This is a genomic window from Pseudorhizobium sp. NPDC055634 (assembly GCF_053618655.1).
Window position 1 is genome coordinate 388,156 of record NZ_JBSHHW010000004.1, and the last position, 20,405, is coordinate 408,560.

Here is a 20,405-nt window from a genome sequence, read left to right on the forward strand (position 1 = left end):
TCATGGCGAAGACGGTCCTCTGCTACGGCGACTCGCTCACCTGGGGTTACGATCCGGAAGGTCCGGGTCGTCACCGCTTCGAGGACCGCTGGCCGAACGTGCTGCAGGCGGCCCTCGGCTCGGGCGTCCATGTCGTCGCGGAAGGGCTGAATGGCCGGACCACCGGCTATGACGACCATCTGGCGGATTGCGATCGCAACGGCGTGAGAACCCTGCCCACGGTGCTGCATACCCATATGCCGCTCGATCTCGTCATCCTGATGCTCGGCACGAACGACATGAAGCCGGCGATCGCTGGCACTGCGATTGCCGCCCGGCAGGGCATGCAGCGGCTCGTGGCGCTGGTCCGTCATCACGAGTGGTCCTTCGGCTACGATGCGCCGGATGTCCTCGTCGTCTCGCCGCCTCCGCTCTGTGAGACCGCCGACCCGGTCTTCGCCGCGATGTTTTCCGGCGGGATCGAAGAATCGGCGATGCTTGCGTCGCTCTACAGCGACCTTGCGGATGAACTGGGCTGCGGCTTCTACGATGCGGCCTCGGTCGCAGAGACGACGCCGCTCGACGGCGTGCACCTGGATGCGGCAAATACCCGGGCGCTCGGCAAGGGCCTGGAGCCGATTGTAAGGATGATGGCGGGGATCTGATCCTCTTTGCGAAGGGGATTGACTACGATCAAAGAGAAAGCGGGTGCGAAGGATATGGCTGGTCACATCGATTGATGGACAGAGAGGAACCAGGCCATGTCGAACACCCCTCATGAAATTCACGATGAGTTTCCGGAATATGCGGACAAGATTCATGCGCTGAAGGTCAGCGACGAGCATTTTGCCAGCCTGTTGGAGAGCTATCGCGAGGTCAATCGCGCGATCCACCGGGCCGAAACTGAAGTGGAACCTGTCGGCGACGCGTACATGGAAGACATGCGCAAGCGCCGTATGGTTCTGAAGGATGAAATCTACGGGATGCTGGTCAAGGCGTGACGCCTCGGGACTTCATCCCGCCGGATGGCTCGGCGAATGCCGGGCCTGCCGGGACTACAAGGAGATGAAGGCCCGTGTCCAACGCTTATGACGTCATCATCATCGGCTCCGGCCCCGGCGGCTATATTGCCGCGATACGGGCAGCGCAACTCGGCATGAAGGTCGCCGTCATCGAACGCGAGCACCTCGCCGGCATCTGCTCCAACTGGGGCTGCATTCCGACCAAGGCCCTCCTGCGGTCCGCCGATGTCATGCACAGCGCCAGCCATGCCGCGGACTACGGCCTCACCCTCGAGGGCTCGATCAAGCCCGACATCAAGGCGATCGTCGCCCGCTCGCGCGGCATCGCGCACCGCATGAACAACGGCGTCGGCTTCCTGTTCAAGAAGAACAAGGTCGACATCATCTGGGGCGAGGCGAAGATCACCAAGCCGGGCGAAGTGGTCGTCGGCAAGATTTCCAAGCCGATCGTGCAGCCGCAGGGCCCGGTGCCGAAGAACACGCTGGGCGAGGGGACCTACACCGCCAGGCACATCATCGTCGCGACGGGCGCCCGCCCGCGCGCCCTGCCGGGCATCGAGCCCGACGGCAAGCTGATCTGGACCTACTTCGAGGCCATGAAGCCTGAGGAAATGCCGAAGTCGCTGCTCGTCATGGGCTCGGGCGCCATCGGCATCGAGTTCGCGAGCTTCTACCGCACCATGGGCGTCGACGTGACCGTCGTCGAGATCATGGGCCAGGTCATGCCTGTGGAGGACGCGGAGATTTCGGCGCTGGCCAAGAAGCAGTTCGAGCGCCAGGGCATGAAGATCCTGCTCGAGGCCAAGGTCGCCAAGGTCGAGAAGGGCGCCAACTCCGTCACGGCCACGATCGAACTCAAGGACGGCAAGACGCAGCAGGTCACCGCCGACCGGATGATCTCGGCCGTCGGCGTCCAGGCCAATATCGAGAACATCGGCCTTGAGGCCGTCGGCGTGAAGACCGATCGCGGCTTCATCGCCATCGACGGATACGGCAAGACCAATGTCCCCGGCATTTACGCCATCGGCGATGTCGCCGGCCCGCCGCTGCTCGCCCACAAGGCCGAGCACGAGGCGGTCATCTGCATCGAGAAGATCGCGGGCCTGCCGAACGTCCATCCCATGGACAAGGCGAAGATCCCCGGCTGCACCTACTGCAATCCGCAGGTCGCCTCCGTCGGGCTGACCGAAGCCAGGGCCAAGGAGCAGGGCAGGGACATCCGCGTCGGCCGCTTCCCCTTCGTCGCCAACGGCAAGGCGATCGCCCTCGGCGAGGACCAGGGCCTCGTCAAGACCATCTTCGACAGGAAGACCGGCGAACTCCTCGGCGCCCACATGGTCGGCGCCGAAGTGACCGAACTCATCCAGGGCTTCGTCGTCGCCATGAACCTCGAAACGACGGAAGAGGACCTGATGCACACCATCTTCCCGCATCCGACCATTTCGGAGACAATGAAGGAAAGTGTGCTCGACGCCTACGGGCGGGCGCTGAACGCCTGATCCCGCATTCGGTGCCGGCTTGTTCCACGAGCCGGCATTCCCCACATGAGAGCTTCTAACGGAGGAATGGCAATGGACGGCGTGGGTTGGTTTGCTGCAATCGTCATCGGTGGCTTGGCGGGCTGGCTTGCCGGCAAGTTCATGGACATGCGCTACGGCCTGTTGATGAACATCTTCATCGGCATCGTCGGCGCCATTCTGGCCAACGCGGTCTTCCAGGGCGCCGACATCCATGTCGCAGACGGATGGCTGGGTTTCCTCGCGACAGGTTTCATCGGCTCCTGTGTTCTGTTATTCCTCGCAAAAATCGCCCGTCGCTGACGGGAGCCGCCGGCGCGGCAAGGGCAGGTAACTGATGGTCACCATTCTCGACAGAACGGCAGCGGAAGAGGTCAAGCGCGTCCGCCACCCCGAAAAGGCGCATCGCCCCGATACCGAGGTGCTGCGCAAGCCGGAATGGATCCGCGTCAAGGCGCCGGTCTCCAAGGGCTACATGGAAACGCGCGAGCTCGTCCGTTCCCACAATCTGGTCACGGTCTGCGAGGAAGCGGGCTGCCCCAATATCGGCGAGTGCTGGGACAAGAAGCACGCGACCTTCATGATCATGGGCGAGATCTGCACCCGCGCCTGCGCCTTCTGCAACGTCATGACGGGACGCCCCAATCCGCTCGATCCGCTCGAGCCGGAAAGCGTCGCCAAGGCGGTCAGGCAGATGGGTCTGTCGCACGTGGTCATCACCTCCGTCGACCGCGACGACCTGGACGACGGTGGCGCGGAGCATTTCGAGAAGGTCATCTGGGCGATCCGCGCGGCCTCGCCGACGACGACCATCGAGATCCTGACGCCCGACTTCCTCAAGAAGCCCGGTGCGCTGGAGCGCGTCGTGGCCGCACGGCCGGACGTCTTCAACCACAATCTCGAAACCGTCCCGGGCAACTACCTGACTGTCCGCCCCGGCGCCCGCTATTTCCATTCCATCCGCCTTCTGCAGCGGGTGAAGGAACTCGACCCCACCATGTTCACCAAGTCCGGCATCATGGTCGGCCTCGGCGAGGAGCGGAACGAGGTCCTGCAGCTGATGGACGACCTGCGGACCGCCGACGTCGACTTCATGACCATCGGCCAGTACCTGCAGCCGACGCGCAAGCACCACAAGGTCGAACGCTTCGTCACGCCCGAGGAATTCAAGTCCTACGAGACGATCGCCTATACCAAGGGCTTCCTGATGGTCGCGTCGAGCCCGCTGACCCGCTCCTCCCACCACGCCGGCGACGACTTCGAGCGCCTGCGTGCCGCGCGCGAGCGCAAGCTCCTGGCCGCTGCCGAGTAGTTCCGGCCCCCACTATCGTCGCCGGGAAGGTATCGTCCCGGCTCTTGCCATCCCTTGCCCCCGGCATTAGCTCTCCCCCATGCCCAAGTTCGAGACTCATCGCCCCGTCAAGCATTCCCCCAAGCAGATGTATGATCTGGTCGCCGATGTGGAGAAGTACCCGGAATTCCTTCCGCTCTGCGAGGCCTTGACCGTCCGGTCCCGCAAGGAGCGCGACGGCAAGACGCTGCTGATCGCCGACATGACCGTCGGCTACAAGGCGATCCGCGAAACCTTCACGACCCAGGTTCTTCTCAATCCGGCCGAACAGGCGATCGACGTGAAGTATATCGAGGGTCCGTTCCGCTACCTCGACAACCGCTGGCGTTTCGAGGCGACCGCGGACGGCTGCAAGGTGCACTTCTTCATCGACTACGAATTCAAGAACCGGCTCCTCGGCGCGCTGATGGGATCGATGTTCGACCGCGCCTTCCGCATGTTCGCGGAGGCCTTCGAGACGAGGGCCGACCGGGTCTACGGATAGCACCCGCGGAAAATGCTTCCGGCCGGTTCGTCGCTTGAGCCAGGCATTCGCTGCGGGCCACAGCCAGGGAGGCGCCGATGCTTCGCGACATGAGTGACACGCTGGCCTTCGTCGAGGTGGTCGAGCGCGGAAGCTTCACGGCCGCCGCCGAGAGCCTCAAGACCTCCAAGGCGCGGGTGAGCAAGAAGGTCCAGGATCTGGAGCAGCGGCTGGGCGTCAAGCTGCTTCACCGGACGACGCGAAACATCAGACTGACCGAGGCGGGGTCGGTCTATTTCGAACGCTGCCGGGATCTCGCCCGCCTCATCGGCGATGCCGAGAGCGCCGTCGACCAGGTCCATGGCAGGCCCTCCGGATGGCTGAGGGTGACCGCGCCCCATTGGCTGGCGACCAGGGCGCTCGCGCCCCTGCTGGTCGGCTTTCGCGAGGCCTATCCGGACGTCAGGCTGCAAATGCTGCTCGACCACGATATCAAGAACATCGTCCACGAGGACATAGACGTGGCCTGTCGCCTCTGGAATGGCCAGATGCCCGATTCCAGCCTCGCCGCGCGTCGCCTGGCCGAAATCCCGACGGGCCTCTACGCCTCCCGGCGCTACCTCGAAGAGAACGGGGTTCCGCAACATCCCTCCGAGCTGAAGGACCACAGCTGCCTCGTGACCCAGCTGTTTTACGGCCGCCAGCGCCACTCCTGGCCGCTGATGAACGGACGCGAGCTTGCGGATTACCCGATCAACCCGGCGGTCGTCGCGACGGATCCGGAGGCGCTGCTGGCCTTCCTGGTCGCAGGGCATGGCATCCAGCTCACCAACCCCTATCTCGTCCGGGCCGCGGTCGAGGCCGGCGAGGTGGTGCGCATCCTCCCCGAATGGCACGGCCCCGAAGCCACGCTCTATGCGGTGAGGGCGGGCGGACGGGTGCAGCCCCTCAAGGTGAGGGCATTCATAGACTACCTCGCGGAGCACCTCGAGGAGGTGCTTCCCCCGGCTCTGATCTCCGGGTCTGAGTTGAGGACCGGCGGCATTGTAGCCGGATCTTTGACAGCGCGATCAGGATCTTGTGCCTAATCGCCGGGGCCTGCACCGACTACGTTCCCGCCATGCGCTGCCCCGGCCCGGGACGGGCTCGGGACGGGCGGCGAAAACCGTCGAAGGAACTGGTCATGAAAGAGATTACAAGAAGAAGCATCCTGAAGGCCGCCTCCGCGCTGGCGACCGTCGCTGCCATTGGCGGCGCGCCTTCACTCTCCGGCGCCGCCGCGCCGAAACAGCGCTTCCAGGCGCCCGGCTTCTACCGGATGCCTGTCGGGGATCTGGAGGTCACCGCGCTCCTGGACGGCACCCTGCCGCTTCCACTCCCGCAGATGTACCGCGACGTCACCGCCGAGGACGCCGCACGGCTCCTGCGCCAGTCGTTCCGCGACATCCCCACCGAGACCTCCGTCAACGCCTTCCTGGTCAACGACGGCAACCGACTCGTCCTGATCGATGCGGGAACAGGAAGCTATATGGGCGGCGAGGTCGGGCATCTCGTGTCGAACCTGGAGGCGTCCGGCTACAAGGCGTCCGAGATCGACCACATCATTCTCACCCACGTCCATACCGACCATTCCGGCGGCCTTGTCCGCGACGGAAGGATCGTCTTCGAGAACGCCACCCTTCATGTTCCCGAACGCGAGCTTGCGTTCTGGCTGGATACACCGCCGGGAAACCGTCCCGAAGACGTGGAAAAGGCCATGTTCGCGCAGGCCGAGGAGTGCCTGCGTCCCTACCTGAATGAAGACAGGGTCGTGGCCTTCCGGGCGGACGGGGAGGTGATCCCCGGCTTCCGCTCCATCCTGCGTGCCGGGCACACGCCTGGCCACAGCTCCATCGTCACCACGAGCGGCGGCAGGACAATCGTGTTCTGGGGCGACATCACCCACGGCGACATCGTCCAGTTCAGGGAGCCGGACGTCACCATCGAACTGGATGTGGATCGTGCGGGCGCGGTCCGTTCACGCCACGCAGCCTTCTCCGAAGCGGCCAGGGACGGCTATCTCGTCGCCGGCGCCCATGTCGCCTTCCCCGGGATCGGCAACGTCCTGCAGGACGCGACAGGCTATCGCTGGTTGCCGGTGAATTATTCCGACGGCGAGGCGGGCGTCATCAACTGACCATGGCTCAGGAAGCCCGACCCGCCACGACATGCCGGAAGGGCTGATAAGGAGCGGTTGCGCCGAAAGGCAAAGGCCCGGCGAGCCGGAGTGTCTCGACGTGGCCGCCCGGCGCTACCTTGTCAGTCCGTAGCTTTCATCCAGGAGCGTCAGGACCTCCTGCTTCGGGACGGACCCATCGAGGATCACCGTCAGCCAGTGCTCCTTGTTCATGTGATAGGCAGGCCGAAAACCCGGCCTGACCTTGAGATCATCCACCTTGGCCGGATGGCATTTGATGTCCAGGATGTCGATCTCCTCCTTGCCCTGCAGCCCGACCCGCTCCCGCGGAACGTTCATCACCAGCCCGAACCACCTGTCATCGTCCCCGTGGCGAAGGACGGCATAATGCCTGTAGGACTTGAAGGGATAGTCCGGCCTGATGCCGTACTTCTTCTCGGCGTACTTGAAGAGTTCAGCGCGATTGATCATGACCGGGCCCTTGCGGCTGCAAGCTCAAGGCTCAGGCGGCGTCTCAGCCTGGCACCGGTCGATGCTAGGCGGTTCTGTCCGTCCATCAATGATTTCAGTCAATGTCGGCGAATGCGACCGGGAATGGTCGTGTTGGTGCACCCGTGGCCGTTTCGGGCCGGAACCGGCTTCCCCCGAGAGGACGCCCGGTGCAGGATCGGGCATGCTCGGAGGTCGCGCGATGTTGAGGATTGCCACGCCGGAGGAATGCGACCTAGTCGTGAACGCGGATCCCCAGGCCGCGCTTGATCGTCTTGAGTGCGATCAGGCTCTTGTACTTTCGAACAATCGCCTGCTGCTCGCTCATTAGCCGCTCAATGAAATCGTTGTATTCCTCAAGGTCGCGGACGGCGACGATCAGAACGTAATCCATGTCGCCCGTCACGTACCAGCAGGATTGAACTTCGGGCGCGTGATGCAGCCATTTCTGCAACTGTTGAAGAGTGTGTCTGTGTTCGTTCTGGATTTCCAGTTCGACTATGACGGAGAGCGTGCGATCCACCGCCTTGGGACTGACAACCGCAGCGATCCGTTCGATCGCCCCTTCCTGCTTGAGCTTGTTTATGCGGCGCTCCACGGCCGAGATCGAGAGGTCCACCGCTTCAGCGATGGCCTTTCCCGGAACATCGGCATCGTCCTGAAGCATCGACAGGATGGTGCGGTCAATATCATCCATCGCGAAAATCCCATCTGAGGCGCGGAATATCCGCGAAACTATTTATCAAGGCGCGGTAAATCCGCGGATTATTTCAATATCATGAGCGCATGACAAAGCAAAATCCCCCTTCATCGCTCGGAATTTCTGCCGCCGGAAGGACATGGTTTCCATCTGCGGGCGTGGCCGCCGGAGGTAAATACTCATGATCGACATCCTCGGTGCGGCGCTCATGAATGAATTGAGATCCAAGCCTCAATCAAGGCCTCCGCGTGAGGTTCCTCAGTCCGATGCCGCCGATCGCGTCCGACTGTTCATCGGATTGCTCGCGGTTCTGGCAATACCGGTGTTGGCGCTGGGAGAGGCACGACCGAATGCACTTACAGATCGCGCAGCGCTTGCTCCACGAACTCCTCCGGATCGAGGGTGAAGTCCCGGTAGAGCTTGAAGTGAGCCGTGTCCCGCAGGTCCGTTTCCGCAAGGCCGGCGCGGGTGATTTCCAGCAGCCGGGCGCCGGGGACGGCCATGAGGATGGGGGAATGCGTGGCCATGATGATCTGGGCGCTCGCCGATCTCTGGATCGCGTGAAGAAGCCGGAGCAGTTCAAGCTGGCGCTTCGGCGACAGCGCGCTCTCGGGTTCGTCCAGCAGGTATATCCCCTGCCTGGACATGCGTTCCTCGAAGAAGCGCACGAAGCCTTCGCCATGGCTCCAGGACAGGAAGTCGGGTGGCGCGGCGTTGACGTCCCGGGCGGCTTCATCGAGGAAGCGGGCGACCGAGAAGAAGGATTCGGCGCGGAAGAACCATCCCGCCGTGACCTTGGGAAGCCAGGCCGCCCGCAGCGCGCCGGCCAGGACTGCGCCGCTGCGGTCCACGGCGCGGGAATGATCGACCGGCATGTGACCCTTGCCGCCGCCTGCCTCGTCATAGCCGCACAGCGCCGCCACGGCCTCGATCAGGGTGGATTTTCCCGTACCGTTCTCGCCGACGATGATCGTCACCGGGGTTGCGAAATCCACGGAAAATTCCCTGTCCAGCCAGGGCAGGTCGAACGGATAGTGTTCGCCGAGGCTCGCATCCTCCCTGACCCAGAGACGCTTGAGATACGGGGCCGGCAGGTTCGTCGTTCTGGTTTTTCGCATCGCGGACATCGGCACCGTGCTGTCGATTGTTGTTGATGGCATGTCGCGCCGCGGCGGCGCCACGGCAAAACCCTGTCAGGAAGCCGGCGAGCTGCCGTCGAGACCCAGTTGGTGCCGCATGATCGAGGCGGCATTGTAGCAGTGGAAGGAGATTACCTTTCCGTCCCTCAGGTGAAAGACGTCGCAGCAAGGCACGTCGATGGTTCTTCCCGTGGGAGGAATGTCTCCCTCGCGCGTCGCCAGAACGCCCTTATGGGTGCCGCGAATGGCGAGTTCTACGACGACGACATCCTCCATCCGGTAGATGCTGAAGAGCTCGCGGTGAACGTCCGGGAAGGCCTGCGCCATGCCGGTTGCGAGCCTTGCGATATCCTCTCCGCGAAACTCGATGCCGGTCGGGATATCCCGCGCATAGCCGTCTTCGGAAAAACCGGACCGGAACCTGGCCGCGTCCAGCCCGTCGCCTTCCGCTGCAAGATAGAGGTCCTTGATGGCCTGGACATCGTCATTCATGGGGCGCTCCTGGTCGGATGTTTCCGTGCCCGCCCGGTCATCGGGCGGCAATGAAGGATATAGACCCGCACTTGTCTTTTGGGTAGAACGTACTAAAAGGTAAGTGTGAGGTTCCGATGGAAAACACGGTGACGCAGTGCGGGCTCGACGTTGCGCTGGCGGTGGTGGGCGGCAAGTGGAAGCCCCTGATCCTCTATCATGTCCGGGGCGGGCCGACCCGCTTTTCCGAGGTGAAGAGACGCGTCGGCGGCATCAGCGAAAAAGTGCTGGTCCAGCAGTTGCGCGAGCTGGTCGCCATGAACGTTCTCGTCCGCCGCGACCACAACCGCATCCCCCCGGTCGTCGACTACGCGCTCACCCCGTTCGGCGAAACGCTCGTCGAAGCCCTCGTGCCGCTTTGCACCTGGGGCAACCGGAACCGCGCGGAGGTAACGGAAATGCTGCAGCGGGAAGGGGGGCAGGAGGTGTGAAAGAGACCGCTTGGGGGATGGGCGGTCGCTTATTCCTTTTCGGGCAGGAAACCGCCGGTCTGCCGAGACCGAGGCGGGCAAGCAATCCGCCGGACGACACGAGCTCGTCAAGCGTGCCTTCTTCGACGATACGTCCGCCGTCCAGAACCACGATCCGGTCCATCTTCGCAATGGTGGAAAGAAGCAGTCACCCGGCTCACCGGGATTTCCTGCCCACGGCGATCAGCACGGCTGACGCGAGCCTTATCCCGCCGTCGACCGCGCGTGCCTCGACGATCCGGCGTATGGCCGCGTCGACCCTGAGGCGATCGTCCCTGTCGAGTGCGGCATAGGGCGGCATGTAGCCGTGTAGCGCCTGCAGTTCGTCGAGGTAGGCATCGCCCGCGGGTCCTTTCCAGATGGCCTCGATCTCGACCGTCTCCACATGGCTGAAGCCGGCCGCCATCATCTCCGCGTCCAGCCTCGCCGGGTCGCTCAGGGCGGCAAACCCTTCCGGAGGTGGCGGGGGTTTCCGGTCGGGAAACACCTCCCGCAGGGCCTGCGCCATGATCATGAACGGGCCGCCGCCCGGGGGCGTTTTCCAGGTGGCGACGCAGCCCCTGCCGCCGTCGCGAAGCACGCGCGCCATTTCCCGCAGGCCCTTTCGCCAGTCGGAGAAAAGGCTGGTCCCCATGATCGAGCAGGCGATGTCGAAGCTGTCGTCGACGATCTCGAGATCCTCGCCGTTCATCACGCGTGCCTTGGCGTCCGGGAAGGGCGCGAGGCGCTCGGCGAGGAGATCGACCATGCCCGGCGCGATATCGATGGCGAGAACCGTCGCGCCGCTGAAGGCTGCGGGAATGCCGAGCGCGCCGGCGCCGGCCGCGATGTCGAGCACGCGGACCCCAGGCCCCACCGGACCGACGCGCCGCAGGGCCTCGAAGGCAATCGGGCCGGTGATACGGCTCCCCGTCCGCTCGTAGACGCGGGCGAATTCGCGCGTCATGAACGGGTTGTTTGCCGCCGGCGGTGCCGCCGTGAGGGGGCCGGAGCCGGCGGCTTGGTGGCGGGTCGCGGACGGTTCGTTCACTACAGGCACTCCTCGTTGCCGGGACAGGGGAGTGGACGTTAGGCGGGCGGGCGACCGGCAATCTTGTAGGATCTTGCGGGAATTGAAGCCCCGCGCGAGGCACATCTCGTCGCGCGGCTTTGCGCGCATGTGCCGGCTAGGTGCCGCCCCGAGGCGGTACGGACACCCGGGGACGACACTCGACAGGTCGGCTACCTGGACTTCTTGTAGAGCTTCTCGGCGATCTCGAACATTTCCTCCGGCGCATAGTCCGGCGTGAAGGCGGAGGGCACGCCGGTGAGCTGCTGGATCTTGCCGCCGTCAGGCATGCCGTCGATGACTTCCAATTCCCCCGGCGGGTCGGTCGGAAGGGCGACCTCGTCATTGCTCCAGATCGAGGCGATCTCCTTGTAGTCCTTCGGGCTCCAGGTATAGAGCCGGCGATGCGACCCCTCGTCGAGGTATTTCTGGCACTCGGGAATGTTGCCGAGCGGGATATTGGGGCAGGGGAGGAATTTCTCGATTTCCACCCCGGTGATCTTCTTCAGCGCCAGCGCATAGGCATGGGCGTGTACCGACCCGCGAACCAGGAGATAGCCGCAGACCTCCCGACCCGTCGGATCGCTGACGGTCTCGTAGACCCTGAGCTTGTGAAGCCGCGCGCCGCATTCGAGATGGAAGTTGTGCAGGAGGTCGAGGACGACGTTCCCGGTCGTGGTGATGAAGTCGTTGTTCCAGGACTGGCCGTTGCTGTTGATCGGCATGGCGCCTCCGCCGCCCGACAGGAAGCTCGCCGCAAGCCGGATGTCCTTCATGTCCTCGAAGGGCGCGCCCGAGATGTCTCCGCCGTCGCCTTCGTCGCCGCCCGGAATGTCCGGCCCGTTGTTGAGCATGGCGACGCCGTTGCTGACCAGTTCCACATGGCCCAGTTCCTCGGCGGTGATGCTGGCGACGAGGCTGTAGAACGGCCTCAGCTTCGATTTGGAGCGGAAGTTGAAGCTCTGGAACATGTAATTGCCGAGGGTCGACATCTCCCCGTACTTGCCCCCGAGCAGTTCCTGGAGTGCGGCGGCGGCATTCGGGTCCGCGGCCTTCGGCGGCGGCAGTTCAGCCTGCAGTTGATCAACGCGCATGAACATCGGGTAGCTCCTTGGTTGGGGTAACGAAAACTCCAACAAGGTTGAGGCCACGGGGTTCCTGAGGGGAGCGGCAAAGCGTCTCAACCTCCTTCCGGCCCGGCAGGCCCGGCCCTGTGCCGCCCCGGTCGCAGGAGGGCCTGCGACATGGCGATCGCCCGTCCGCCTTCGGTCGATGCCGCCTGGCGCGGGAGGCACACGAAAGTTTCAACGTTTACAGGAAGATGGCGTAGAAAAGATGAACGTTATACTTGCCGCGAGCGCCGCTTTACCCACGCGCCGGAGGCGGCGTGATGCGTTATGCAGCAGAGGATCCGTCTCAAGCCTTGGATGATTTTACCTGCAAAAAAATAGGGGTAAATGATCCAAATCACAGTTTATTCGAACGTACTGAAGTTGCGAAACTGCCACGTTTTGGATAGAGCGCTGCCGTAATCGTGGCAATACCACGGCAAATAGCACCGTCACACACGTACCAGGATTATCAAGGAGTAAGACTTGTCCAGGTCACACCGCATATCGGAGCGAACGCTTTATGTCGCTTCGCTCATCATTGCCGCCCTGTTCCTCGCCAACATCTACTACCAGCTTCACGTTGCGCCCGGCTGGCAATGGGGACCGGCCCTCGACAAGATGCCCAAGCAGATGCTCAGCGACTTCCGCGAGGAAGTCTACGTTAACGGCAAGGGCGGTTTTGCCGCCGACGAATACATTGCTCCCAACGCCGAGTTCGACAAGACCCTCTTCCCCGAATTCGTCGATGGCGCACAGGTGACTTCCGAACTGCTGCAGCCGCTCATCGGCGACGGACGCACCGTCGTCGCGGTCCAGAAGCTGACCCAGGCCGGAACCGAACAGACCGTCGTCGACATCTACCACGTCGGCCCGCGCGGTGGCCGCATCGACAGCATCAAGCGCTACATCTCGCAGGAGTAACGGAAGTCATGTCTAAGGAAATCACCTACGAGTGGAGCCTCGGAACCATCGTCAAGATCCTGCTTTCGCTCGGACGTCTCTACCTCGGCGGCTGGATGCTGGTCTCGGGTACGTCCTACTGGCTGACGCAGGCGGGCCTGCCGCCCATCTTCCCGCAGCCGGTCGGTAACACGCCGCTGTCTTCCCAGATGCTCGTCACCATGATCGAGGTCGGCCTGTTCGATATCGTCAAGACGCTCGAGATCGTCTGCGGCCTGATGCTGATCTTCAACCGTTTCGTGCCGCTCGGCCTGCTGATCGCCATGCCGATCTCCGGCGTCGTATGGTACAACGCCATCATCCTCAACGGCCGCTACGACCGCCTGTTCAACCCGACGTATATGGGAGTCATGTGCTTCTATATCTCGATCGCGCTGATGTTCGCATATCTGCGTTTCTACGCTCCGCTCCTGACCTGGAAGGCGAAGATGGGCGGCCTGGGCGACGTCAAGAAGCTCGTAGAGGCTGCACGGACCGAGGCCTGACCTCAGCGCTGCCCGAAACGGGCGACACAGAAACCCCGGGCATCCTCGCTGCATGCCCGGGGTTTATCCTCTCCGCATCTCCCCTCAGGAATATCCGGCCAGCGCCTCGGCAAGAGATCGCCGCACGAAGGGCAGCGCGCCCGCAAGGCGGATCATCTGGTTTCGGCCCCAGCGCGAAACCGCCGGCGTCATGGTCGCAAGGCGCGTGAGACGGTCGGTACGCTCGAGCACCCTCTCCGCTGCGGCTCTCCTCGTAACATCGTATTCGGCAAGCCGGACATCGCTCCCGCTGCGTATGGCGTCGGCAAGCGCTCGCGACAACAGGACCGCGTCGCGAAGGCCGAGGTTCATTCCCTGTCCGCCCGCCGGACTGTGCACATGGGCGGCATCCCCCACCAGCAGCACGCCGTCCCGGTAGAAGCGGTCGGCCAACCGGTGATGGACCTGGAAGCGCGAGCCCCAGAGAACCTCGCGGACGCGCGCCCCCGGGCCTGGACCGCGGCTTTCGAGCGCCGTCTGGACATCCGCGACGTCGGGAACGCGCGGCGGATGCGGATCCTGCGCAACGATGCGGAACCGTCCCCCCGACATCGGCGCGACCACGAGCATTCCCGCTTGCGAGAAGAACAGCGCCACCTCGTTGCCGCCCGTCGGCCAGTCCATTCGCACATCGGCGAGAAGAAACGATCCGTAGGTCTTTCCTGGAAAGCCGATGGCCGCGCTGTCGCGAACCGCGCTGTGCGTGCCGTCGGCGCCGACGACGTATCTCGCCTCGATGACCTCGCGCCCCGCTTCTCCATCCACTTCAACATGAAATGACGAACCGCGCCTTTCGAGGCCGGTGAACGTCCGCGGCCGGGAGACCGTATGGCCCAGCGTGCGGAGCCGCTCGACAAGGATCGCTTCCGTCTCGTCCTGCGGGATCATCAGCGCATAGGGGTGGGCGCTCTCCATAACCCCGAAATCCACATGGAGGAGAACGCGGTCTTTCTCCCGGACCCTGAAGCGCGGCACCTTCAACCCCTGTGCGATCATCGTCTGGGCGACGCCGAGCGCGTCCAGGCTGTCCAGCGTCGCCGCGTGGACGACGGCCGCGCGGGACGTGTTCTGCGCCTCCTTGAGCGCGTCGATGATGATGAAGTCGATCTTTTGCTGCGCGAGGCCGATCGCGGTCGCAAGTCCCGTCGGCCCCGCGCCGACGATCAGCACCATGGTAGAAAAGTTGCTCATTGAGCTTTCCCTCCATCGGTTGTGAACGAATGGTACCCCGATCGCGCCGACGCGCCTATCTCGTGGCGACCGAGATCCTCGGCCTCCCCTATGCGCGCTACGGCATCGGGTTTCCGGCCGCCGATATCGATCGCGAAACGCTTGTTTCCGTCATCGTAGAAACGCTGCAGCGCTATATCGTGGGAACCTTGCGGTAGAAGCCGGCCGGGGCTGGGGAGGGCGCGGATCGGCGGCGAGGCGACCTGCCGCTATTCCGCGACCGCCTCGATCAGCATCTCAAGCGCCGTCTGGACGGTTGCGAGACGCACCTCGGCGCGTCCGATCGCTCCGTAGCGCATCTCCCGGTGGAGGAGGAGCCCGGCGCGCGTCTGCACCGCCAGATGCACGAGGCCGACCGGCTTTTCCGGCGAACCTCCCGTCGGGCCGGCAATGCCGGTCACCGCGACGGAGGCGCTCGCCCGGGAGCGGTAGAGAGCCCCATGCGCCATCTGCAGGGCGACCTGTCGCGATACCGCGCCGAAGGTGTCGAGCGTCTCCTGCTGCACGCCGAGCAGGTCCGCCTTCGCCTCGTTCGTATAGGTGACGAAGCCGCGGTCGACGACGGCGGACGATCCGGAAATTTCCGTAAGCGCCCCGGCAATCAGCCCGCCCGTGCACGATTCGGCCGTCGAGATCATCCACCGGCGGGCGCCGTAGAGCGCTATGATGCGGCCTGCGGCCCCCTCGATCTCCGCCGGGAAGAGAGTCATGGCTGGCGACCGGAATAGACCACCGTTGCGGTGGCGATGGCTGCGATCCCCTCGCGCCGTCCGATGAACCCGATCTGCTCGTTGGTGGTCGCCTTGACGGAGCAGCGTTCGGTGGCGATCCCCAGTATGGCGGCCATCGTCTCGCGCATGACCTGCCGATAAGGTCCGATCTTCGGGGCCTCGGCGATCAGCGAGACGTCCGCATTCATGATCGTGCCGCCGTTCTCGCGAACGATTTCGGCAGCACGGGCCAGGAAGATTTTCGACGGCGCGCCCTTCCACTGCGGATCGGAGGGTGGGAAATGGTCCCCGATGTCGCCCGCGCCGCAGGTCGCCAGCAGCGCATCGGTGAGCGCATGAAGGCCGACATCGGCGTCGGAATGTCCCTTCAGTCTCTGGTCGTGGGGAATGAGGACGCCGCACAGCGTCACGCCGTCGCCCGGCTCCAACTGGTGCACGTCGTAGCCGTTGCCGGTCCGTACGTCTGGAAGCGTCGTTGCCGACAGTCTCTCGTCCGCCATGATGATATCCCGTCTTACCGTCAGTTTCACATTGTCAGGGGAGCCTTCGACGATCGCCACGGGCACCCCGGCCCATTCGGCGATCGCGCAGTCATCCGTGAAGTCGCTGCAATCCTCCGCGGCTGCTCTCTCATGTGCCGCAAGCACCGTCGCCAGCCGGAAGCTCTGCGGCGTCTGGGCCGCGTAGAGCCCCTCTCTCGATACCGTCGCGACGACATGGCCACCCGCGCCGCGCTTCAGCGTGTCCGTCACGGGAAGGGCGGGCAGGACGGCGTCCTTGCCGGCTTCCAGTTCGGCCGCGATCCGGTCGAGGAGCGCATGGTCGACGAAGGGGCGCGCGCCGTCATGGATCATCGCATGCGTCGCCGAAAGCGCCTGGATCGCCCTGAGGCCGGCCAGTACCGACTGCTGGCGCGTTGCCCCGCCCGCCACGGTTCTCACCCGATCCATGCCCGCAAGGTCGCGAACGGCCTCGTCGAAGAGGGTGCGGTCGTCTGGGTGAATCACGACGACGATCGGCCCGGATTTCGGCCAGCCGAGAAAGGCCTCAAGCGTATGCGCGATGACCGCGCGGCCGCCGATCTTCCGGTACTGCTTCGGTCCCTCTGCCGTTCCCGCGCGTTCCCCGCGCCCGGCTGCGACGATGACGATCCCGATATTCATGTTGGGTGCGGCTCACGCTATGCTGACACATTCGGTTGACACTCGATGACTATAGACTCACAAGGCGTTTTGCCAGCCGCGACGCGCCTCATCTTCTTTCCGCATGATTGCCCTTGTGGACCGCAGATAGAATGGCTAAAAATAGGGCACAGCTCTCGCGTGCCCGAAAGATTACCATTTGCCTATTTCGCATTTAGCCTCACCCTTCAGCATCGGAACGGTCGCGATCAGGAATCGCGTCGTCCTGGCGCCGATGTCCGGGGTGACGGATCTGCCGTTCCGCGAAATAGCCTGGCGCTGGGGCGCGGGCCTTGTCGTCACCGAGATGATCGCCAGCCGAGAACTCGTCATGTCGCGGGGAGAATCCTGGGCGCGACTGAAGAAGTCCGGGCTCGGGCCGCACATGGTCCAGCTCGCCGGGCGCGAGCCCCGGTGGATGGCTGAGGCCGCCCGCATTGCCGCCGCCAACGGCGCCGACATCATCGACATCAACATGGGTTGTCCCGCCAAGAAGGTCACCGGCGGCTATTCCGGCTCCGCTCTGATGCGCGATCCCGAACTCGCGCTTTCGCTCATCGAGGCGACGGTCGGGGCGGTGGATGTGCCCGTCACCCTGAAGATGCGGCTCGGCTGGGACGAGAACTCGATCAACGCGCCGCAGATCGCCCGCCAGGCCGAGCAGGCCGGCGTCACCCTGGTGACGATCCACGGCCGCACCCGCATGCAGTTCTACGAGGGCAGGGCGGACTGGAAGGCCATTCGCGCCGTCCGCGAGGCGATTTCCGTACCGCTGATCGCCAATGGCGACGTCCAGTCCACCGAGGATGCCGACCGCATCCTCGAACTGTCCGGCGCCGGCGCCGTCATGATCGGGCGGGGCGCGCAGGGACGGCCCTGGCATGCGGGCGCGCTCGCTGGCCATCCGGTTCCGTCGCGGCGGGAGCAGATGGAGATCGTCGCGGAACACTATGAGGCAATGCTCGGATTCTACGGCCGAGAGCCGGGTCTGCGGCACGCCCGCAAGCATCTCGGCTGGTATCTGGACCGGTTGGCGCCATCGCTCCCGGTCGAGGAAAAGGCTGCAATCTTCCGATCCACCGATCCAGAGGATGTCATGCAGAAAATGATGCAGGCGCTGCGCGTTGCGGCAGGGCCGGGTGCGAGGGAGGCCGCATGAGTACGCACAAGAGCGCGTCCGGGGACAATGCCCTGGCGCTGGCCGTCCTCAATTCCGTCCAGAACCCGGTGATCCTCGTCGATCCTGCCGGCCATGTCGCATTCGCGAACTGGGAGGCCGAATCCTTCTTCGGCGCCAGCGCCTCGCAGCTGGCGCGTCACGATATCGCGACCCTCATACCCTTCGGCAGCCCGCTTCTGGCGCTGATCGACCAGGTCCGGGAGCGCAAGGCGCCCGTCAACGAGTATCGCGTCGACCTTTCCTCGCCCCGTCTCGGCCAGGACAAGCTGGTGGACCTCTACGTGGCGCCGGTCGTCAGCGAGCCCGGCTCCGTCGTCGTCGTCTTCCAGGAACGCTCGATGGCCGACAAGATCGACCGGCAGCTCACCCATCGCGCCGCGGCCCGGTCGGTGACGGGGCTCGCCTCGATGCTGGCGCACGAGATCAAGAACCCGCTGTCCGGCATCCGTGGCGCGGCCCAGCTTCTCGAGACCTCGGTGGAGAGCGACGACCGGGCGCTGACGAGGCTGATCTGCGACGAGACCGACCGGATCGTCTCGCTCGTCGACCGCATGGAGGTCTTCTCCGACGAGCGGCCCGTCGACCGCCAGCCGATCAACATCCACTCGGTGCTCGACCACGTGAAGGCGATCGCCAAGGCAGGCTTCGGGCGTCACATCAGGTTTGCCGAGAACTACGACCCCTCGCTGCCGCCGGTCCACGCCAATCGCGACCAGCTGGTGCAGGTCTTCCTCAACCTGGTGAAGAACGCCGCCGAGGCGATCGGCGACCAGCCGGACGGTGAGATCATGCTGACCACGGCCTATCGTCCGGGCATCCGGCTTTCGGTGGCGGGGTCGCGGGAAAAGATCTCGCTGCCGCTGGAATTCTGCGTGATCGACAACGGGCCCGGCGTTCCCGCCGACCTGCTGCCCAACCTCTTTGATCCCTTCATCACCACCAAGACCAACGGCTCCGGCCTGGGTCTTGCGCTGGTTGCCAAGATTATCGGCGCCCATGGCGGCATCGTCGAATGCGACAGCCAGAACCGCCGGACCGTCTTCCGTGTCCTGATGCCGATGCACAAGGAGGAGAGTGTGCCGGATCAGGGTGCTGCCCACAAAACGACAGGAAAAGCGAAATGACTGCCACGATCCTAGTCGCCGACGACGATGCGGCTATCCGCACTGTTCTCAATCAGGCGCTGACGCGTGCGGGCTACGATGTCCGCATCACCTCCAATGCGGCGACCCTCTGGCGCTGGGTCTCGGCGGGCGAGGGCGATCTGGTGGTCACGGACGTCGTCATGCCGGACGAGAACGCCTTCGATCTCCTTCCCCGCATCAAGAAGGCGCGGCCCGACCTCCCGGTGCTGGTCATGAGCGCGCAGAACACGTTCATGACGGCCATCAAGGCCTCCGAGAAGGGGGCCTATGACTACCTGCCCAAGCCCTTCGATCTGACGGAGCTGATCGCCATCATCGGCCGCGCGCTCGCCGAGCCGAAGAAGAAGCCCGCGCGTCTCGAGGACGATACCCAGGACGGCATGCCGCTCGTCGGCCGCTCCGCCGCCATGCAGGAGATCTACCGCGTTCTCGCCCGTCTCATGCAGACGGATCTGACGCTGATGATCACCGGCGAATCGGGCACCGGCAAGGAACTCGTCGCCCGCGCGCTGCACGACTACGGCAAGCGCCGCAACGGCCCCTTCGTCGCGATCAACATGGCGGCCATCCCGCGCGACCTCATCGAATCGGAACTCTTCGGCCACGAGAAGGGTGCCTTCACCGGCGCCCAGGCCCGCTCCACCGGACGCTTCGAGCAGGCCGAAGGCGGCACGCTCTTCCTCGACGAGATCGGCGACATGCCGATGGACGCACAGACCCGTCTTCTCCGCGTCCTGCAGCAGGGCGAATACACGACCGTCGGCGGCCGCACCCCGATCCGCACCGACGTCCGCATCGTCGCGGCCACCAACAAGGACTTGAAGCAGCTCATCAACCAGGGCCTCTTCCGGGAGGACCTCTACTACCGGCTCAACGTCGTGCCGCTGCGCCTGCCGCCGCTGCGCGACCGTGCGGAGGATATTGCCGACCTCGTCCGCCACTTCATGCAGATGGGCGAGAAGGAAGGGCTCGACGCCAAGCGCTTCGATACCGAGGCGCTCGACGCCATGAAGGCCTATGCCTGGCCGGGCAACGTCCGCGAGCTGGAAAACCTGATGCGCCGGCTGATGGCGCTCTATCCGCAGGACGTCATCACCCGCGAGATCATCGAATCGGAACTCCGGTCGGATGCGCCCGACAGCCCGATAGAGAAGCTGACGCCGCGCGGAGAGGCGCTGACCATATCGCAGGCGGTGGAGGAAAACATGCGGGCCTATTTCGCCGGCTTCGGCGACAGCCTGCCGCCGCCCGGCCTCTACGAGCGCGTCCTGCGGGAGATGGAATATCCGCTGATCCTCGCGGCGCTGACGGCCACGCGCGGCAACCAGATCAAGGCCGCCGATCTCCTCGGCCTCAACCGGAACACGCTGCGCAAGAAGATCCGCGAACTCGGCGTATCGGTCTACCGCAGCGCCCGCAGTGCATGACGCCTGCTTCGGCTCGATAACAATGTCCCT

Annotated in this window: 24 protein-coding genes; 15 read left to right on the top strand and 9 right to left on the bottom strand. The window is 64.4% G+C overall.

Annotated features, from left to right (window positions below; all coding sequences use genetic code 11):
• The first annotated feature begins 2 nt into the window (after positions 1-2).
• From ACWGPT_RS09300 to ACWGPT_RS09335, 8 genes are all read left to right on the top strand, one after another.
• Positions 3-644, top strand: coding sequence for an SGNH/GDSL hydrolase family protein (locus ACWGPT_RS09300; RefSeq protein WP_452605297.1), 642 nt, complete (start codon positions 3-5; stop codon positions 642-644).
• Positions 645-740: 96 nt separating this feature from the next.
• Positions 741-980 carry a YdcH family protein gene (locus ACWGPT_RS09305; protein WP_452605298.1) on the top strand — a complete coding sequence of 80 codons (240 nt, stop codon included), beginning with the start codon at positions 741-743 and terminating at the stop codon, positions 978-980.
• A 74-nt stretch (positions 981-1,054) separates the two neighbouring features.
• Positions 1,055-2,500: a dihydrolipoyl dehydrogenase gene (gene lpdA / locus ACWGPT_RS09310; protein WP_452605299.1), complete on the top strand. Its 1,446-nt coding sequence runs from the start codon at positions 1,055-1,057 to the stop codon at positions 2,498-2,500.
• A 72-nt stretch (positions 2,501-2,572) separates the two neighbouring features.
• Positions 2,573-2,821 (top strand): GlsB/YeaQ/YmgE family stress response membrane protein, encoded by a 249-nt coding sequence (locus ACWGPT_RS09315; RefSeq protein ID WP_452605340.1) that lies wholly within the window; start codon positions 2,573-2,575, stop codon positions 2,819-2,821.
• 34 nt (positions 2,822-2,855) lie between these two features.
• Positions 2,856-3,830: a lipoyl synthase gene (lipA, locus tag ACWGPT_RS09320; protein WP_452605300.1), complete on the top strand. Its 975-nt coding sequence runs from the start codon at positions 2,856-2,858 to the stop codon at positions 3,828-3,830.
• Between the two features lie 79 nt (positions 3,831-3,909).
• A complete protein-coding gene (locus ACWGPT_RS09325) occupies positions 3,910-4,353 on the top strand; it encodes a type II toxin-antitoxin system RatA family toxin (RefSeq protein WP_452605301.1) in 444 nt (147 codons plus the stop codon).
• A gap of 77 nt (positions 4,354-4,430) precedes the next feature.
• Positions 4,431-5,420 carry a LysR substrate-binding domain-containing protein gene (locus ACWGPT_RS09330; protein WP_452605302.1) on the top strand — a complete coding sequence of 330 codons (990 nt, stop codon included), beginning with the start codon at positions 4,431-4,433 and terminating at the stop codon, positions 5,418-5,420.
• 95 nt (positions 5,421-5,515) lie between these two features.
• A complete protein-coding gene (locus tag ACWGPT_RS09335) occupies positions 5,516-6,508 on the top strand; it encodes an MBL fold metallo-hydrolase (protein ID WP_452605303.1) in 993 nt (330 codons plus the stop codon).
• 114 nt (positions 6,509-6,622) lie between these two features.
• On the opposite strand, the gene ACWGPT_RS09340 is transcribed toward ACWGPT_RS09335, so the two are convergent.
• From ACWGPT_RS09340 to ACWGPT_RS09355, 4 genes are all read right to left on the bottom strand, one after another.
• Positions 6,623-6,979 carry an MmcQ/YjbR family DNA-binding protein gene (locus ACWGPT_RS09340; RefSeq protein ID WP_452605304.1) on the bottom strand — a complete coding sequence of 119 codons (357 nt, stop codon included), beginning with the start codon at positions 6,977-6,979 and terminating at the stop codon, positions 6,623-6,625.
• Positions 6,980-7,232: 253 nt separating this feature from the next.
• Positions 7,233-7,694: an Lrp/AsnC family transcriptional regulator gene (locus ACWGPT_RS09345; protein WP_452605305.1), complete on the bottom strand. Its 462-nt coding sequence runs from the start codon at positions 7,692-7,694 to the stop codon at positions 7,233-7,235.
• A gap of 359 nt (positions 7,695-8,053) precedes the next feature.
• Positions 8,054-8,824: an AAA family ATPase gene (locus ACWGPT_RS09350; protein ID WP_452605341.1), complete on the bottom strand. Its 771-nt coding sequence runs from the start codon at positions 8,822-8,824 to the stop codon at positions 8,054-8,056.
• A 66-nt stretch (positions 8,825-8,890) separates the two neighbouring features.
• Positions 8,891-9,328: an ester cyclase gene (locus tag ACWGPT_RS09355; protein ID WP_452605306.1), complete on the bottom strand. Its 438-nt coding sequence runs from the start codon at positions 9,326-9,328 to the stop codon at positions 8,891-8,893.
• Between the two features lie 116 nt (positions 9,329-9,444).
• On the opposite strand from ACWGPT_RS09355, the gene ACWGPT_RS09360 reads away from it, so the two are divergent.
• The gene (locus ACWGPT_RS09360) at positions 9,445-9,798 is read left to right on the top strand and encodes a winged helix-turn-helix transcriptional regulator (RefSeq protein WP_452605307.1); all 354 of its coding nucleotides are present in this window, start codon (positions 9,445-9,447) and stop codon (positions 9,796-9,798) included.
• 196 nt (positions 9,799-9,994) lie between these two features.
• Here ACWGPT_RS09360 and ACWGPT_RS09365 read toward each other — a convergent pair whose 3' ends face one another.
• Both ACWGPT_RS09365 and ACWGPT_RS09370 read right to left on the bottom strand, forming a co-directional pair.
• A complete protein-coding gene (locus ACWGPT_RS09365; protein ID WP_452605308.1) occupies positions 9,995-10,867 on the bottom strand; it encodes a class I SAM-dependent methyltransferase in 873 nt (290 codons plus the stop codon).
• A gap of 191 nt (positions 10,868-11,058) precedes the next feature.
• The gene (locus ACWGPT_RS09370; RefSeq protein ID WP_452605309.1) at positions 11,059-11,985 is read right to left on the bottom strand and encodes a manganese catalase family protein; all 927 of its coding nucleotides are present in this window, start codon (positions 11,983-11,985) and stop codon (positions 11,059-11,061) included.
• A 495-nt stretch (positions 11,986-12,480) separates the two neighbouring features.
• Between ACWGPT_RS09370 and ACWGPT_RS09375 the strand changes: the two genes are divergently transcribed.
• Both ACWGPT_RS09375 and ACWGPT_RS09380 read left to right on the top strand, forming a co-directional pair.
• Positions 12,481-12,918: a hypothetical protein gene (locus ACWGPT_RS09375; protein WP_452605310.1), complete on the top strand. Its 438-nt coding sequence runs from the start codon at positions 12,481-12,483 to the stop codon at positions 12,916-12,918.
• An 8-nt stretch (positions 12,919-12,926) separates the two neighbouring features.
• The gene (locus tag ACWGPT_RS09380; RefSeq protein WP_452605311.1) at positions 12,927-13,442 is read left to right on the top strand and encodes a hypothetical protein; all 516 of its coding nucleotides are present in this window, start codon (positions 12,927-12,929) and stop codon (positions 13,440-13,442) included.
• Between the two features lie 84 nt (positions 13,443-13,526).
• Here ACWGPT_RS09380 and ACWGPT_RS09385 read toward each other — a convergent pair whose 3' ends face one another.
• On the bottom strand, positions 13,527-14,672 hold the full coding sequence (locus tag ACWGPT_RS09385) for an FAD-dependent monooxygenase (RefSeq protein WP_452605312.1): 1,146 nt from the start codon (positions 14,670-14,672) through the stop codon (positions 13,527-13,529).
• A gap of 29 nt (positions 14,673-14,701) precedes the next feature.
• Here ACWGPT_RS09385 and ACWGPT_RS09390 point away from each other — a divergent pair, with 29 nt between their 5' ends.
• Positions 14,702-14,869, top strand: a complete 168-nt coding sequence (locus tag ACWGPT_RS09390) for a TetR/AcrR family transcriptional regulator (protein WP_452605313.1) — start codon at positions 14,702-14,704, stop codon at positions 14,867-14,869.
• Between the two features lie 51 nt (positions 14,870-14,920).
• Here ACWGPT_RS09390 and ACWGPT_RS09395 read toward each other — a convergent pair whose 3' ends face one another.
• Together ACWGPT_RS09395 and ACWGPT_RS09400 are read right to left on the bottom strand one after the other, a co-directional pair.
• Entirely contained in the window at positions 14,921-15,421 is a 501-nt protein-coding gene (locus ACWGPT_RS09395) for a CinA family protein (protein ID WP_452605314.1), read from the bottom strand.
• The gene (locus ACWGPT_RS09400) at positions 15,418-16,605 is read right to left on the bottom strand and encodes a bifunctional 2-C-methyl-D-erythritol 4-phosphate cytidylyltransferase/2-C-methyl-D-erythritol 2,4-cyclodiphosphate synthase (protein ID WP_452605315.1); all 1,188 of its coding nucleotides are present in this window, start codon (positions 16,603-16,605) and stop codon (positions 15,418-15,420) included. The genes ACWGPT_RS09395 and ACWGPT_RS09400 overlap by 4 nt, the downstream gene beginning before the upstream one ends.
• 178 nt (positions 16,606-16,783) lie before the next feature.
• Here ACWGPT_RS09400 and dusB point away from each other — a divergent pair, with 178 nt between their 5' ends.
• The 3 genes from dusB to ntrC are packed head-to-tail and all read left to right on the top strand — an operon-like array spanning position 16,784 to position 20,375.
• Positions 16,784-17,782, top strand: a complete 999-nt coding sequence (gene dusB / locus ACWGPT_RS09405; RefSeq protein WP_452605316.1) for a tRNA dihydrouridine synthase DusB — start codon at positions 16,784-16,786, stop codon at positions 17,780-17,782.
• Positions 17,779-18,927 carry a two-component system sensor histidine kinase NtrB gene (locus tag ACWGPT_RS09410; protein ID WP_452605317.1) on the top strand — a complete coding sequence of 383 codons (1,149 nt, stop codon included), beginning with the start codon at positions 17,779-17,781 and terminating at the stop codon, positions 18,925-18,927. The genes dusB and ACWGPT_RS09410 overlap by 4 nt, the downstream gene beginning before the upstream one ends.
• On the top strand, positions 18,924-20,375 hold the full coding sequence (gene ntrC / locus ACWGPT_RS09415) for a nitrogen regulation protein NR(I) (protein ID WP_452605318.1): 1,452 nt from the start codon (positions 18,924-18,926) through the stop codon (positions 20,373-20,375). The genes ACWGPT_RS09410 and ntrC overlap by 4 nt, the downstream gene beginning before the upstream one ends.
• The last annotated feature ends 30 nt before the right edge of the window (positions 20,376-20,405 follow it).